Annotated in this window: 13 protein-coding genes; all 13 read left to right on the forward strand. The window is 59.7% G+C overall.

The annotated features are described in order from the left end of the window. Entirely contained in the window at positions 1-1941 is a 1941-nt protein-coding gene (gene uvrC / locus PGW49_RS07605) for an excinuclease ABC subunit UvrC (protein ID WP_333494011.1), read from the forward strand. A 365-nt stretch (positions 1942-2306) separates the two neighbouring features. After that, the gene (locus PGW49_RS07610) at positions 2307-3920 is read left to right on the forward strand and encodes an ABC transporter substrate-binding protein (RefSeq protein ID WP_161144836.1); all 1614 of its coding nucleotides are present in this window, start codon (positions 2307-2309) and stop codon (positions 3918-3920) included. Between the two features lie 157 nt (positions 3921-4077). Beyond that, positions 4078-5034 (forward strand): ABC transporter permease, encoded by a 957-nt coding sequence (locus PGW49_RS07615; RefSeq protein WP_035138896.1) that lies wholly within the window; start codon positions 4078-4080, stop codon positions 5032-5034. Positions 5035-5037: 3 nt separating this feature from the next. Further along, positions 5038-7053, forward strand: coding sequence for a dipeptide/oligopeptide/nickel ABC transporter permease/ATP-binding protein (locus PGW49_RS07620; protein WP_035138893.1), 2016 nt, complete (start codon positions 5038-5040; stop codon positions 7051-7053). Beyond that, complete coding sequence (locus PGW49_RS07625; RefSeq protein ID WP_138112022.1) at positions 7054-7881, forward strand: ABC transporter ATP-binding protein; 828 nt, start codon at positions 7054-7056, stop codon at positions 7879-7881. Positions 7882-7961: 80 nt separating this feature from the next. Further along, the gene (locus PGW49_RS07630) at positions 7962-8939 is read left to right on the forward strand and encodes an acetylxylan esterase (protein WP_195246822.1); all 978 of its coding nucleotides are present in this window, start codon (positions 7962-7964) and stop codon (positions 8937-8939) included. Further along, positions 8932-9783: an acetylxylan esterase gene (locus PGW49_RS07635; RefSeq protein WP_195232148.1), complete on the forward strand. Its 852-nt coding sequence runs from the start codon at positions 8932-8934 to the stop codon at positions 9781-9783. Before PGW49_RS07630 ends, PGW49_RS07635 begins: the two co-directional genes overlap by 8 nt. A gap of 68 nt (positions 9784-9851) precedes the next feature. Further along, positions 9852-10772 carry a dihydrodipicolinate synthase family protein gene (locus PGW49_RS07640; protein ID WP_035138887.1) on the forward strand — a complete coding sequence of 307 codons (921 nt, stop codon included), beginning with the start codon at positions 9852-9854 and terminating at the stop codon, positions 10770-10772. A 170-nt stretch (positions 10773-10942) separates the two neighbouring features. Beyond that, positions 10943-11908: an ROK family protein gene (locus PGW49_RS07645; protein ID WP_195246821.1), complete on the forward strand. Its 966-nt coding sequence runs from the start codon at positions 10943-10945 to the stop codon at positions 11906-11908. Between the two features lie 140 nt (positions 11909-12048). After that, complete coding sequence (locus PGW49_RS07650; protein WP_022094877.1) at positions 12049-12735, forward strand: N-acetylmannosamine-6-phosphate 2-epimerase; 687 nt, start codon at positions 12049-12051, stop codon at positions 12733-12735. A 101-nt stretch (positions 12736-12836) separates the two neighbouring features. Further along, a complete protein-coding gene (rapZ, locus tag PGW49_RS07655; RefSeq protein WP_022094878.1) occupies positions 12837-13757 on the forward strand; it encodes an RNase adapter RapZ in 921 nt (306 codons plus the stop codon). Positions 13758-13763: 6 nt separating this feature from the next. After that, a complete protein-coding gene (gene whiA / locus PGW49_RS07660) occupies positions 13764-14693 on the forward strand; it encodes a DNA-binding protein WhiA (RefSeq protein WP_195246818.1) in 930 nt (309 codons plus the stop codon). Between the two features lie 193 nt (positions 14694-14886). Continuing rightward, positions 14887-15912, forward strand: a complete 1026-nt coding sequence (gene gap, locus PGW49_RS07665; protein WP_022094880.1) for a type I glyceraldehyde-3-phosphate dehydrogenase — start codon at positions 14887-14889, stop codon at positions 15910-15912. The last annotated feature ends 106 nt before the right edge of the window (positions 15913-16018 follow it).

Genomic DNA, 16018 nt, shown 5'->3' on the forward strand with positions numbered 1-16018 from the left:
GTGGCCGGTCACGACAACATTCCAACGCTTGCCGAGCAGGTTTCGCGCGTTCCCACACAGCCCGGATGCTACCTTTGGAAGGATGCCAAGGGCGATGTCATCTACGTGGGCAAGGCGAAAAACCTACGCGCCCGCATGCGTCAATACGTGACACTGCAGGATGAGCGTCAAAAGATTCCGCTGATGATGCAGCTGGTGGCGAGCTTTGACTATATCGTGGTGGAGACCGAGCATGAGGCGTTGGTGCTCGAGCGCAATTTGATTGGTCAGTACCATCCGTACTTTAACGTCGACCTCAAGGATGACAAGAGCTACCCCTTTATCGCCATTACAAAGGGCGACCTGTATCCCGCTATCAAATATACGCGTGAGCGTCATAAGCCGGGAACGCGCTATTTTGGACCCTATACCGATAGCCGTGCGGCACGTGAGACGATAGATACGCTGCGCAAGGTTATTCCCATCTGCTCCGCATCCTGTGCGGAGTGGCGTCGTTGTCGCCGTATCGTTGAGTCCCACAAGGGCGAGGAAGACATCGTCAATATGATTTGCGCGCAAAACGGGCGTCCCTGCTTTGACTACCATGTCGGGCGCGGCCCGGGTGCGTGTGTCGGCGCGATTTCCCCGGCAGACTATGCCAAGAACGTCAAGCGTGTCGAGCGCTTTTTGTCGGGCCATCGCAAGGATGTCGTCGATGAGCTGACCTCCGAGATGACGGATGCCGCCGAGGCGCTCGACTTTGAGCGCGCGGCACGCGTCAAACGTCGTTTGGAGGTCATCAGGGGTCTGGACGATCGTCAGCAAGTCGTTTTTCCCTCCAGTGTCGATATCGATGTCATCGGGTTCTATCGCGAGGAGACCATCTCCGCCGCTTGCGTCTTCGTCGTTCGCGAGGGCCGAACAGTTCGCACCTGCGAGTTCATTCTCGACAAGGGTCTTGATGTTGACGAGGAAGAGCTCCAGTCGGGCTTTCTTAAGCGCTATTACGACGAGACGGCCGATATTCCAGCTGAGATAAACCTCTCTGTCGAGCTTGAGGATGCGGAGGCGCTGGGGGAGTGGCTTGCAGGCAAGCGCGAGCGTTCCTGCCATCTCCATAGGCCGCAGCGTGGCGAAAAGCACCGTTTGCTCGATATGGCATCCAAAAATGCGCGCCATGCCCTCATGCGCTACATGATGCGAACGGGGTACGCTGACGACCGCACCAATCAAGCGCTCCTGGAGCTCGAAAGCGCGCTGGCGCTGCCGGCGCCGCCGATGCGTATCGAGTGCTTCGATATCTCGACGCTGCATGGAACCTTTACCGTCGCCTCGATGGTGGTGTTTACCAACGGACGCGCCGACAAGAGCCAGTACCGTCGTTTTAAAATTCAGGCCGAATTGGACGAGGCAAACGACTTCGTGTCGATGTCCGAGGTTTTGGGACGACGCTATGCTCCCGAGCGCATGGCCGACGAGCGCTTTGGCTCGCGCCCCGATTTGCTCGTTGTCGATGGCGGTAAGCCGCAATTGACCGCTGCGATCAAGCAACTTGAGGCTCTTGGGCTCGATATACCAGTTTGTGGCTTGGCAAAGGCCGATGAGGAAGTTTTTGTGCCTTGGGACGAGACTCCCGTCGTGCTGCCGACCGGGTCTGCTTCGCTCTATCTAATTAAACAGGTGCGCGATGAATCGCACCGTTTTGCAATCACATTCCATCGTGAGTTGCGCGATAAAGCCATGACAGTTTCGGTACTCGATGACGTTCCAGGCGTGGGACCCACCAGAAAACGTGCCCTTATGCGCCATTTTGGTTCGATGAAGCGTTTGCGCGCGGCGAGCGAGCAAGAGATCGCGGAAGTTCGCGGCATACCTGCCGATGTTGCCAAGGCGGTCCACGAGGCGCTCGTTGCGTGGAATGCCGAGCGCGCCGAGGCGGCGGCTGGCCATTCCGATAGCTAAACACGAGCCTAAACTACTGATATACATGATTGCGTGATTTTCAACCATTTATTTCGCCATGATTGCATGCTGGTTTCGGGTTTTATTAACGCTAAAACGTTTGACTAGTCATGGTGAACAACCCTGCTATCCTGCGGGTTGACGAAGACTGATATCTCACCTCGTCGATACATACTGTCTGGCGAATCATTTGTCAATGAATTCGGTGAACGGTAGTAAATACCGTTCAAGCGTATGTATGTATCGGTCGCCGAGCGCGGCACCTCAGTTGGGTTCGTCGGTAGGTAAGGTATATATCGTCCGCAAGTTGCGCGGGGGCAAGTCTAGGTGCTCCCGAGTAAGATTCTCTATTGATAGGAGAAGACATGGCCATCATCAACAAGGGTATGTCCAGGCGTTCGTTCCTCGGCCTCACCGGCAGCGTCGCTGCTGTCGCCGGCCTTGGTCTCACTGGCTGCGGTGGCAGCTCTAGCGACGAGGGTTCCGCTTCCGGCTCCACCGATTCCGCCAACCGTGGCGGCGGCGTGATCACCGCTGGTTCCGCTTACGCTCCGTCCAGCTTCGATCCCGCCAGCACCGGCTCCGCTGTGGGCCTGGGTGCTAACTGGCACGTCGTCGAGGGCCTCTACGGCATCGATTACCACGACTACAGCACCTTCAACGAGCTCGCCACCGACGATCCCAAGTCTGTGGACGACACCACTTTCGAGGTCACCATCCGCAAGGGCGCCAAGTTCTCCGATGGCACCGAGGTCACCGCTGACGATGTCGTTGCCTCCTACACCGCTTGCGCCGCTTCCGCTACCTATGCTCCGTTCTTCCAGCCCTTCGAGTCCATCGAGGCCAAGGACGCCAGCACCGTGACGGTCAAGACCAAGGTCCCCAACTTCTCCCTGCTCAAGGATCGTCTGGCCATCGTCCGCGTTACCCCGGCCACCCAGACCGAGGAGGATCGCGCCAAGCAGCCGATCGGCTCCGGCCCCTGGATGTACGACTCTATCTCCGATACCGAGATCACCCTGGTTCCCAACCCCGAGTACAACGGTGAGTATGCTGCCGAGGATAAGAAGATCCAGTACAGCATCCTGACCGACCCCACTGCTCGCGTTACCGCTCAGCAGGAGGGCTCCACGCTCGTTATGGAGCTCGTTACCGCTGACGCCGTCGACCAGCTCGAGAGCGCCGGCTGCAAGATTGACAACGTTCAGGGTTTCGGCACCCGCTTCATCATGTTCAACGTCGCCAAGGAGCCTTGGAACAACGTCAAGGTCCGTCAGGCTGTCATGTATGCGCTCGACACCGAGAAGATGGTCAGCAACACCTTCGCCGGCCTTGCCACCGCTGCCAGCTGCTACCTGCCCAAGAGCTTCACCAACTATCATGAGGCTTCCACGGTGTACAAGACCGACACCAAGAAGGCTAAGAAGCTCATCGAGGAGTCTGGCATCACCCCGGGTGCCATCACCCTGCGCACCACCGACAACGAGCAGATTAAGGGCATGGCCGCCCAGGTCAAGAACGACCTCGACGCTCTCGGCTTCGATGTGACCATCCAGACCGATACCTCGCCGGCCACCTACGCCGCCATCGACGGCGGCGAGGCCTACGATATCCTCCTTGCCCCTGGCGATCCTTCCTGCTTCGGCGCCGACCCCGACCTGCTGCTCAACTGGTGGTACGGCGACAACGTCTGGATGCAGACCCGTTGCCCGTGGAAGGAGTCCGCTGAGTGGCAGAAGCTCCACGGTCTCATGGACGAGGCTCTTGCCGCCGAGGGCGACGAGCAGCAGAAGAAGTGGAACGAGTGTTTCGACATCATTGCCGACAACGCCGTTCTGTACCCCGTTGTCCACGTCAAGACCGTCTCCGCTTCTTGGGACGATCCGTCCACTGCGCCCAATGGCGAGGCCCTCGATGGTTTCAAGGGCATCGGCACGACGAGCATGTCCTTCAGGGGCGTTGCGACCGTCAAGGCGTAAGACTCGCTTGAGTCTATATGCAGGATGTCGGTCGTTGGGACCGTATCCTCATAGTTGAAACAAAGACCCGGGCGGCAACGATGTCGCTCGGGTCTTGTAATGAGTATCCGTACTCATATACCAGTTGGTCCTACCGACAAAAGAAAGGGGAGAGAACGTGAACAACTTGCTACGTTTGATTGGAAGGCGTCTTGTGGCGCTGCCGATCATGGCATTGGGCGTCACCGTCCTGGTGTTCTTCCTTATGTCGTTCTCCAAGACCGACCCCGCCTACACGGCGTTGGGTGACGGTGCCTCGCCCGAGGCGGTTGCCGAGTACCATGAGAAGTATGGTCTGGACGACCCCTGGCCCGTGCGCTACGTGCGCTATATGGGCGATTTGATCCATGGCGACATGGGCACCTATGGTGCTGCCCGCAACTCCGTTGCCAAGCGCATCTCCACGGCCCTGCCCGTCACGATGCAGCTGACCTTCATCGGTCTTGCCATCGGTGCGGTCGTTTCGTTTTTGCTCGGCGTCATCGCGGCACTGTATCGCGACAAATGGCCGGACCAAGTAATCCGTGTCTTTTCCATCGCCGGCTTGGCAACCCCGTCGTTCTGGCTTGCCGTTCTGTTGATCCTGCTGTTCTCTTCCTACCTTAAGGTGCTCCCGGCATCGGGCGCTCTGCCTCACTTCACCACGAATCCGGTTGGCTATCTGGGGCGTATGATCATGCCCGCTATCGCCTTGGCATTTCCGCTGACGGGCCAGATGACTCGTATCGTGCGTACCGCCATGGTCGAGGAGCTCGACAAGGATTATGTCCGTATGGCTCGCGGCGCCGGCGTTCCCGAGAAGGTCGTCGTCGGCATCAACGTTCTTCGCAATGCGCTGATCACCCCGGTCACCACCCTCGGTCTTAAGATCGGTTACCTCATGGGCGGCGCCGTCGTCATCGAGGTTATCTTCAACCTCCCCGGCATGGGCACCGCGATTCTGCAGGGCGTTCAGGGCAACGAGGCGAACCTGGTTCAGGGCGTCGTCATCGTCGTTGCTCTTGCCTTCATCATCATCAACATCGTGGTTGACATGCTCTACCTGCTCATCAACCCGCGCATCAGGACGGTGTAGATTATGGTAAAGATTCGAGAGAAGCAAACCGAGCAGCTCGAGAAGGCTGCCTCCAAGGGGCTCAAGCTCGGTGGCTGGAAGAAGATGACGCTGTCTTCTAAGATTGCCGCCGTCGTGCTGGTGCTGGTCGCCCTGACTGCGATTCTGGCGCCCCTTCTTGCCCCCTATAGCCCGGTCGAGATCTTTACGGCTCGCCAGGCTCCCGGCAACGGATTTATCTTCGGTACCGACGATAAGGGTCGCGACATTCTGTCGCGTATGCTCTACGGTGGTCGTTACTCGCTGATTATCGGCTTTGGCGCCACCGCCATGGCTCTGGTCTGCGGCTCGGTCGTGGGCGCCCTTGCAGCGGTTTCGCGCAAGGCCGTCTCCGAGACGATCATGCGTATCTTGGACATCATCATGTCCATCCCGGGCATCGCCCTCGCGGCCGTCTTCGTCTCCATCCTGGGCAACTCCGTGCCGTCGATCATCTTCGCCATCGGCTTTATGTACACTCCGCAGATTGCCCGTATCGTACGCGCCAATATCGTGTCCGAGTACGGCGAGGACTATGTCCGCGCGGTCATCGTTTCCGGCGCCAAGGCTCCGTGGATTTTGATTAAGCATGTTCTGCGTAACTGCATCGCCCCGATCATGGTCTTCACCGTTACCCTGGTCGCCGACGCCATCATCTTCGAGGCCTCGCTGACCTTCATCGGCGCTGGTATCCAGGAGCCCACCGCTACCTGGGGCAACATCCTCGCCGACGCCCGCGGCGGCGTGCTCGCCGGTCGTTGGTGGCAGGCGCTGTTCCCGGGCCTAGCCATCATGATCACCTGCCTGGCGCTCAACATCCTCTCCGAGGGCATTACCGACGCCATGGCCGCTGCTCCCTCCGCTGCCCTGGATCCTACCGATTCCTCCAAGCGTCGCGAGGCCGACCTGCTGGTCTCCGACCCCGTTCGCGCCTACAAGGAGCAGGCCCAGTCCCTCTCCGCTCGCCTTGGCGCCCTGCGCGATGTCGAGCTCAAGCGTGACGATCGCCACGTGCCCGACGAGTCCGTTGAGCCGATTCTCTCGGTCCGTGACTTCTGCATCCAGTTTGAGCATCACGGTGATATCAACGTCGTCGACCATGTCAACTTTGACGTTCGTCCTGGTCAGACCATGGGCCTGGTGGGCGAGTCCGGTTGCGGTAAGTCCATCACCACGCTGGCCATCATGGGCCTGACCGACGATGACGAGCATCTTTCCGGCGAGGTTCTCTGGGAGGGTCGCGACCTGCTCAAGATGAGCAAGAAGGAGTGGTTCGGCCTGCGCGGTACCGATATCGCTATGGTCTATCAGGACGCCCTGTCCTCGCTTAATCCCTCCATGCTCATCTCTGCCCAGATGAAGCAGCTCACCAAGCGCGGCGGAACCCGCAGCGCCGAGGAGCTCCTGGAGCTCGTCGGCCTCGATCCCAAGCGCACGCTCGAGAGCTATCCGCACGAGCTTTCCGGCGGCCAGCGTCAGCGTGTCCTGATCGCTATGGCCCTTACCCGCGACCCCAAGCTGGTCATCTGCGACGAGCCCACGACCGCTCTGGACGTTACCGTCCAGAAGCAGGTCATCAAGCTGCTCAACGATCTTCAGGCCAAGCTCGGCTTTGCCATGATCTTTGTTTCGCATGACCTGGCTCTGGTCGCCGAGGTTGCCCATAACATCACGGTTATGTACGCTGGCCAGGTTATCGAGCAGGCACCCACCAAGGAGCTGCTCACCAACCCGATCCACGAGTACACCCGCGGTCTTCTGGGCTCCGTTCTGTCCATCGAGAGCGGCTCGGGCCGTCTGCACCAGGTCCCCGGCGCCGTTCCCAGCCCGCGCGATTTCCCCAAGGGCGATCGCTTCGCACCCCGCTCGAGCCATCCGCGTATTGGCCTGGATACCCGTCCGGTCTTCAAGCGCGTGCCCGGCACCGAGCACTTCTATTCCGAGCTCCCCGACGAGGTGCTCAAGGCAAATGGTTTGACCCCTCACGCGGAGGTGATGTAGATGAGCGATACCGCAGTCAACGGCGTCGAGCCGATCATCTTCCTTGATGACGTCCACGTCACCTTTAGGACCCGTACCGGCTCGATTCTGCACCCCAACCTGGTTCACGCCGTCCAGGGTGTAACGATTAAGCTCATGCCCGGTCAGACGATCGGCATCGTCGGCGAGTCCGGTTGCGGTAAGTCCACCACCGCTAACGTCATGTGCGGCCTGCAGGCCCCCACGAGCGGCAAGGTCTACTTTAAGGGCAAGGACGTTACCAAACGTACCGCCGAGGACCGTCGCCACATGGGTCGCGTCATCTCGGTCGTGTTCCAGAACCCGGCCACGGCGCTCAACCCCCGCATGGTCGTTCGCGAGCAGCTGCTCGACCCCATGCGCGTCCACAACCTGGGTACCGAGGCCGAGCAGGAGAAGCGCGTCAAGGAACTCTTGGAGCTCACCGGTCTGCCCAGCTCCGCTGCCGAGGTTCTTCCCGGCCAGCTTTCGGGCGGCCAGCGTCAGCGCGTCGCAATTGCCCGTGCCCTGTCGCTGAACCCCGATGCCATCATCGCCGACGAGCCCACCTCGGCTCTGGACGTTTCGGTCCGCGCGCAGATTCTGAACCTGCTGACTGACCTTAAGAAGGAGCTCGGCCTGGCCATGGTGTTCATCAGCCATGACATCCAGACGGTCCGCTATATCTCTGACGACATCATCGTTATGAATGGCGGCAAGATCGTCGAGCAGGGCGAGGCCAAGCAGGTCTTCCAGCACCCCCAGGACCCCTACACCAAGATGCTGCTCGGCGCTGCGCCGTCGCTGCTGCATCCCAAGCTCGGCGAGTAACCTCGCTTTCCCTCCCGTGCGCCCGGTTCCCTTGCCGGGCGCACCTCCGTTGCGATTTCGAAAGGTTGGGTTCACGAGCCATGCCAAGTGCTCAGGAGCTACAACATCAATTTGGTGAATATCGAGGCGCCATGCCCCGTCCATCAGATTTCGATCTCTTTTGGAAGGATCGCATGGCCGAGGCCGACGCCGTCGGGCTTGACTATGCGATCGAGACGGCATCGGTCACCGATGCCGCGACCTGCCAGCTTTTCGACCTCTGGTATACCGGCATGTGTGGCGCTCGCCTGCATGCCAAGTACCTTAAACCCGTCTCGGACGAGCCCGTGCCATTGGTGCTTCAGTTTCATGGGTATCCGGGTGCAAGCCGCAGCTGGTTTGAGCAGGCGTCGTTTGCGGGCATGGGCATGGCACTCATCGCCCTCGACTGCCCCGGCCAAGGAGGTCCCTCCGAGGACATTGGTGGATTTGAGGGCACAACGGTTGCCGGGCATATCGTCGCCGGCATCGACGGCGACCCGGCCAACCTCTACTATGTCCGCTTACACCAAGATATTCGAATCCTGTGCCGTATTGTTCGTGAGCTCGAGGGCATCGATCTTGCCCGTGTGTTTGTGAACGGCGCGTCGCAGGGCGGCGGTTTGGGTATTGCGACCTGTGCGCTTAATAGCGAGCTTATCAATCGTGCCGCCATCCTCTATCCCTTCCTGTCGGATTTCCGCCTGGTCTGGGATTTGGATGCCGACGACATTGCCTACGAAGGCCTGCGCTATTGGTCTCGCTGGTTTGATGAGGACTCGACTCGTATTGACGAAGCCTATGCCAAGCTGGCGTACTTCGATTCCAAGAACTTTGCCCCTATGGTCAAATGCCCCGTGCTGTTTGGCACTGGCACAGCCGATATCGTCTGTCCGCCAGCGACGCAGTTTGCGGTCTATAACAACCTGACCTGCGAAAAGCGTCATGAGTTCTTTGAAGGCTTTGGCCACGAGGAGATTCAGGATTTTGACGATTTGATCATTCCGTTTTTCTGCAAGGGAGGGGAGGCTCATGTCTAAGTGCGAGAGCAATGTTGACGAGCTGATTGTCCCCGGGCTCGTGGGAATTCCTGGAACGGTTTCGTCAAGGCTCGCAGAATATCGGGACTGGCGCGGTGATGTCCAAGCAGATGTTTCTGATTTAGAGACATGCGCTTCGAATCTTGAGATTCAAGGCTTGGCCATTACGGCGATTGACTTTGTTAACCCCTGCGCCCGTTACTCGGAGGTCTCCTTTGAGCTCGGTGACGATGCGATTCACGCTCGTTTGATCGAGCCTGTCGGTCGTGCCCGAGTATCTGAGCGCGTGCCGCTGTGCCTGATGTTCCACGACATCGATCGGCCTGTGCGCGGCTGGCATCACATGACGAGATTTGCCGCCATGGGGTATGCCGTCCTCGCGCTGGATGACGATGTTGCTGGTGCGGACGACCTGCAGCGGGGGATTTCTTCGTCCGCTTTTGTCGAGCGCGTCCGTTGGGGTTGCGCGTTGGCGAAGGTGGCGCGCAATCTTGATGGCATGGACCCCGACCGCATCTTTGCATGGGGCGAGGGCCTTGGCGGCGGAGTCGCGCTGGCGGTTTCTGCTCTGGACGAGCGGGGCCTCGCCTGCACGGCGGTTGCCAATCCAATTCCCGGTGGCCTTGAGGCGCTGTCGTCTCGGGTGCGCGGATCGGTGCTCATGGGCACATCGCTCATGGATGCCGCGAGCGACCCCAAGGGCCAGTTTGCCGTATTCAACGGTCTTGAGTGTGACCGGAGGCATATCGTCTATGCCAAATACGCTCACGAGCGCATCAATGCGTTCGAAAACGAAGTCGTCGACTTCTTTAACCAAACGTTCTACCCGTGTTCTTTGGCCTAGGCGGCCTGGACACTGCCAACAAGAGTGGGCGGCATAGGGCTGCCCGCCAGACAACTAAGGAGATTCTTGTGGCAACTCAGAAATTCACCGGCGTTATCCCTCCCGTCGTTGTTCCCGATACCGAAGATCACCAGCTCGACGTTGCCTCCTTTGAGCGCAGCATCAACCGCATGATCGATGCCGGCGTCGATGGCTTGTTCTTCCTGGGCTCCTCGGGCGAGGTCGTCTTCTCCACCGACGAGCGTCGCCGTCAGATCATCGCCGAGGCCGTCCGTATCGTCGACCACCGCGTTCCCGTTCTGGTCGGCATCATCGACACCGAGACCGAGCGCATGATCGAGCACGGTAAGGTCGCTCAGGAGCTGGGCGCCGATGCTCTCGTCGCCACCTGCCCGTTCTATGCCCTGCAGGGCATGACCGAGGTCGAGGAGCACTTCCGCATCCTGCATGAGGAACTCGACCTGCCCATCTTCGCCTACGACATCCCCGTGTGTGTCCACACCAAGCTCCCCTGGAAGCTCCTTGCCAAGCTCGGTGCCGAGGGCGTTCTGGCCGGCGTCAAGGATTCCTCGGGTGATGACATCTCGTTCCGCTACCTCGTTCAGGAGAACGAGAAGAACGGCCATCCGATGAGCATCCTCACCGGTCACGAGGTTGTTGTCGACGGCGCTTACCTCGGTGGCGCCGACGGTTCCGTCCCGGGTCTCGCCAACGTTGAGCCCGAGGGCTACGTGCGTCAGTGGAAGGCCGCTCAGGCTGGTGACTGGGCTACCGTCAAGGCCGAGCAGGATCGCCTCAATGAGATTTCGCATATCTGGGATGTCACCTCGGGCGTCCAGGGCTATGCCGGTGGCGTCGGCGCCTTCAAGACCGCTATGAACCTCATGGGTATCTTCGACAGCCCGACCATGCCGCGCCCGGTGAAGGCCATGACCGGCGAGAACGTCGAGGCTATTAAGAAGGTCCTCCAGGACAACGGTCTCCTGTAAAGCTTCCCCGGGCACCCGATCTTGGGGCTCAAGCGGTCGAGCGTGACCCATTAGGTCAACGCCCGACCGCTTTCACCCCAACCTCGGACACCCGGGAAACCTTTACCAAGCTGCGGCGATAACGCAGCCTTCATTTCCTGTAGTTGTTTTTATCTCCTAAGGAGAGCGACATGGAGAACAAGTACGTCTGCTCTGTCGATATCGGCGGAACTAAGATCGCGACTGCCATCATGGAGTACCCGGCTGACGGTAGTGTGCCCCGTCCCGTCTTTGAGGCCGAGGTTCCCACCGAGGCCCAAGAGGGCGGCGAGGCCGTCTTCCAGCGTATCGAGGCGTCCATCAAGGCCGCTCTCGAGGCGAATCCCGATGTCGAGGTCCTTGGCGTCGGTATCGGCGCCGCCGGCGTCGTCGATCCCAAGACGGGCGCCATCGCGTATGCCAATGAGATCATGCCCGGCTGGTCCGGCGTTCAGTTGGGGCCGCGTCTGCGCGAGGACCTCGGTCTTCCCGTTGCCGTTGTGGGCGACGTGCAGGCTCATGCTCTGGGCGAGGCCCACTGGGGCGTCGGCAAGGGCAAGTTCTCCGTCTTGTGTCTTGGCATCGGCACGGGTATCGGCGGCGCATATGTCGAGAGCGGCCGCGTGATGCAGGGCTTCCATGGTGCTGCCGGTCATATGGGCCACATTGAGTGTTCGGCTGCCGCCGGCATTCCCTGCGCCTGCGGGCGTTCCGGCCATCTGGAGTCGGTTGCTTCGGGCACTTCCATTGGTCGAATGTACGATGAGCGTTTTGGCCGCGTCGACCCCAGCCGTCCTTCGGTCGGTCGCGATGTGAACGATCTGTGCCGTGCGGGCGACGCAAAGGCGACCGAGGTCATCCATGACGCCGGCTTTGCGCTGGGGGCCAGCTTGGGCTCGCTCGCTAACATCCTGGACCCTGAGGTCATCGTGCTTTCGGGCGGCGTGATTCACCAAGGTCCCGATTGGCGTTCGCAGACGTGGAAGGATTCGGTGCACAAGGGCTATGCCAGCCAGGCGCTCGATCCGCTTCAGGACACGCCGATCCTCATCGGTTCTCTGGAGGGCGATGCTCCGCTCATCGGTGCCGCCGAGCATCTTCTTGCTTCGTTGAAGTAAACATAACTACCAAGTGTGCCTTCTGAGGTGCCGCAGATTGACGTGAAAGAGGAGCGAAGCGTACTTCGGTACGCGAGCGACGGTTTGAACGTCAAGGTGCGGCGTCTCAGAAGGCTGTTTTGAGAAAGGTTGAGTCGAACATGACCGTTGATCCTTTGATCCAGTCCCTGAAGGGCAAGCTCGTCGTGAGCGTTCAGGCGTATATGGGCGAGCCGCTTCGTACGCCCGAGACCATGGCGCAAATGTCTCGCGCTTGCGAGCTCGGCGGCGCCGCCGCCATTCGCTGCCAGGGCCTTGCCGACATTGCCGCCATTAAGGGTCGCTGTGAGGTTCCCGTCATCGGCCTGTGGAAGGATGGGCACGAGGGCGTTTACATCACGCCGACGCTGCGTCACGCTCGCGCCTGCGTTGCTGCCGGTGCCGATATCGTGGCGATCGACGCCACCGATCGTCCGCGCCCCGATGGCAAGACGGTCGAGGATACCTTCCGCCCGCTGCACGAGGAGGGTGTGCTCCTGATGGCGGATTGTGCCACCATCGAGGATATTCGCCGTGCTGTTGATATGGGCTTTGACCTGGTATCCACCACGCTTTCTCACGGCGTCGCCGCCATCGACTGCACCATGGCCGATGGCCCCGACCTGCCGCTCCTGCGTCAGGCGACTGAGGAATTCCCCGGCCTTCCTATCATTTGCGAGGGTCGCGTGCATACGCCCGAGGAGGCTCGCGCCGCGATCGATGCTGGCGCCTGGGCCGTTGTCGTCGGCACCGCCATCACGCACCCCACGAGTATTACGAGTTGGTTCAAGGCTGCACTTGAGGCGTAAGACAGGCCTCGTATCCGCTCGGGGCGGTATACTCAATATAGGCAATTGACCGCGCGGGATCCGGGTTGCTGGGTCCCGCGCTTGTTTTCGGGAGGCAGCACATGCAAAAGGGAGATGCCATGGATGCGGCGGAGCGCTCGGAGCGCATCCCCGATATCGTCATCATCACCGGAATGTCCGGATCGGGCCGCACACAGGCCATGCACGTGTTCGAGGACATGGGCTATTTTTGCATCGATAACCTGCCTCCGCGTCTCATCGCCCAGCTTGCCGAGCTCGTCGGCATCAATACGGGCGTGGGCAGGCATCTCGCCGTCACCTGTGACCTGCGCAGCCAGGGCTTGTTCGATGAGCTGCTCGATGCCGTTGCCGCACTCGAGGAGCGCGAGATGAGCTGTGACATCGTGTTTCTCGAGGCCTCTGACGAGGTGCTGATCCGTCGTTATAGCGAAAACCGCCGCCGCCATCCCATTGCCAAGCCGGGGGAGACTACGGCCGATGCGATTCAGCGCGAGCGCCTGCAGCTGCAGGGTGTGCGCGACCGAGCCGATATGATCATCGACACGAGCCGCCTGCGTACCTCTGCCCTGCGCAACAAATTGCGCATGGCGTTCTCCGAGTTGTCCGACCAGCAGCTCATGGACGTTCACGTGTTCTCGTTTGGCTTTAAGCACGGTATGCCCGTTGAGGCGGACATTATGATCGACGTTCGCTTCCTGCCCAATCCGTTCTACGATCCCGAGATGCGCACCATGACCGGTCTCGATAAGAAGGTCTCCGACTTTGTTCTGGACCATCCCAAGACCCAGGAGTTCTGGAAAGCTTGGACGCAGCTGCTCGATACGGTGATGCCGGGCTATATCGCGGAGGGCAAGCCACAGCTTTCTATTGCCATCGGCTGCACGGGCGGTCAACACCGCAGCGTTGCCATCGCCGAGGCCACGGCACGTTATTTGGAAGGCGCTCAATATCACGTGAGCATTTCCCACCGCGACCTGTCGCGCGCCAACACGAAAGCATAGGCCTGCATGTCGTTTACCGCCGAGGTGCGTGACGAACTCGCGCGCTGCGAACCCGAATGTGAATACTGCGATTTGTCGACGCTTGCCGCCCTGACGCGTGTGAGCGGTACACTTTCGCTGGCCGGCTCCGGGCGGTATCGTTTGACGGTCGCGACCGAGACGGGCGCCGTCGCGCGCACGATGATCACACTGACGCATCGCATCCTTAAGCTCAAAACGGAATTCACCGTTCGTAAATCTGTATTGCATAAGGTTCGAAACTACCTCATCACCTTGCCTGATCAGCCAGACCTGGATAAGGCTCTGGTGCTGCTGGGCATCCTCGACCGCAGGGGAGGACTTGTCGCCGGCGTGCCCCGACATATCGTTGCCCGTCCCTGCTGCAGGCTTGCCTATATCCGCGGCGCGCTCATCGCGGGCGGCTTCGTGGCCGATCCACGCGGCGATTTTCATTTGGAGATCGCGGTGCAGGGCGAGCAATATGCCAAGGGGCTTTGCGATCTGTTGGAGCAGATTGGGGTCCATGCTCGTGTTAATGCGCGGCGGGGGTCATATGCCGTGTACATTAAGAGCGCCGAGGAGATCGAGCAGCTCCTAAAGCTGGTCGGCGCCAAGCGCAGCGTTGCCGAGATCGAGGAAGCGCGCGCGGTCAAATTGGTTAAGAACGACGTAAACCGTCGCGTGAACGCCGAGCTCGCCAACCAGACCAGAAGCGCCGGTGCCGCCCAGCATCAGCTTGCGTTGATCGATGAGCTCGAGCAGCGTGGCCTTCGCGATGCGCTTCCGGATGCCTTGGCGGTCTTTTGCGACCTGCGCGAGCGCTACCCCGATCTGTCACTGCGTGATTTGGGGGAGATGGCTGACCCTCCCTTGTCGAAGTCGGCCCTCTACCATCGTGTTTTACGGCTTGAAAAGCTCATTGAAGCAAACAGGTAGTTTGAAGTATCGACTTATATATGGATTTAACTGCTATTTTAGTCTTTAAAACGTTTTAACGTAAATTTGATTTTCAATTTCGAGCATTCTCGTGAAATTCAAGTCAAAAAAAAGGTATATTAGGCGAGTGGTTAGTTTGTGGGCCTCAACGGCGGGCGCTGTAGCTCGCGGGGGCCTTACGAAAGGAGACACAATGGCAGTAAAGGTTGCTATTAACGGCTTCGGTCGCATCGGTCGTCTGGCTTTCCGTCAGATGTTCGGTCATGAGGGCTCCGAGATCGTCGCTATCAACGACCTCACCTCTCCCGATATGCTCGCTTACCTGCTGAAGTACGACTCCACGCAGGGCAACTACGCTCGCGATCACGAGGTCGTTGCTGGCGAGGATTCCATCACCGTTGACGGCAAGGAGATCAAGATCTACAAGGAGGCCGACGCCAACAACCTGCCTTGGGGCGACCTCGACGTTGACGTCGTTCTCGAGTGCACCGGCTTCTACACCAGCAAGGCTAAGGCTCAGGCCCACATCAACGCTGGCGCCAAGAAGGTCGTCATCTCCGCTCCGGCTGGCAGCGATCTGCCCACCATCGTGTACAACGTCAACCATGAGACGCTGACCGCTGAGGACAACATCATCTCCGCTGCTTCCTGCACCACCAACTGCCTCGCCCCGATGGCCAAGGGTCTGAACGACTTCGCTCCCATCGTGTCCGGCATCATGACCACCATTCACGCCTGGACTGGCGACCAGATGCCGCTCGACGGCCCGCAGCGCAAGGGCAACAAGCGTCGTAGCCGCGCCTGCGCCGTTAACATCGTCCCCAACACCACCGGTGCTGCCAAGGCTATCGGCCTGGTTCTCCCCGAGCTCAACGGTAAGCTCATCGGTGCCGCCCAGCGCGTCCCGACGCCGACCGGCTCCATCACCAACCTCTACGCTGTCGTTGACAAGAAGGTCACCGTCGACGAGGTCAACGCCGCTATGAAGGCCTACGCTGCCACCATCTCCGAGACCTTCGGCTACAACGAGGACGACATCGTCTCCACCGACATCATCGGCGAGACCCACGGCTCCATCTTCGACGCCACTCAGACCATGTGCTCTGACCTCGGCAACGGTCAGACCCTCGTTCAGGTCACCTCTTGGTACGACAACGAGAACTCCTACACCTCTCAGATGGTCCGCACCATCAAGTACTTCGAGAAGTTCGTTGCTTAATTTAGCTTTTAGCGAATAGCTCGTTGAGCGTCTAAAGAAGGGCGCGGCCTTATAGGGCTTACACCCTAAGGTCGCGCCCTTTTTATAAGAAATCGTCTGCCGTAAT

The organism is Collinsella aerofaciens (assembly GCF_027679495.1).
Lineage (GTDB): Bacteria > Actinomycetota > Coriobacteriia > Coriobacteriales > Coriobacteriaceae > Collinsella > Collinsella aerofaciens_AK.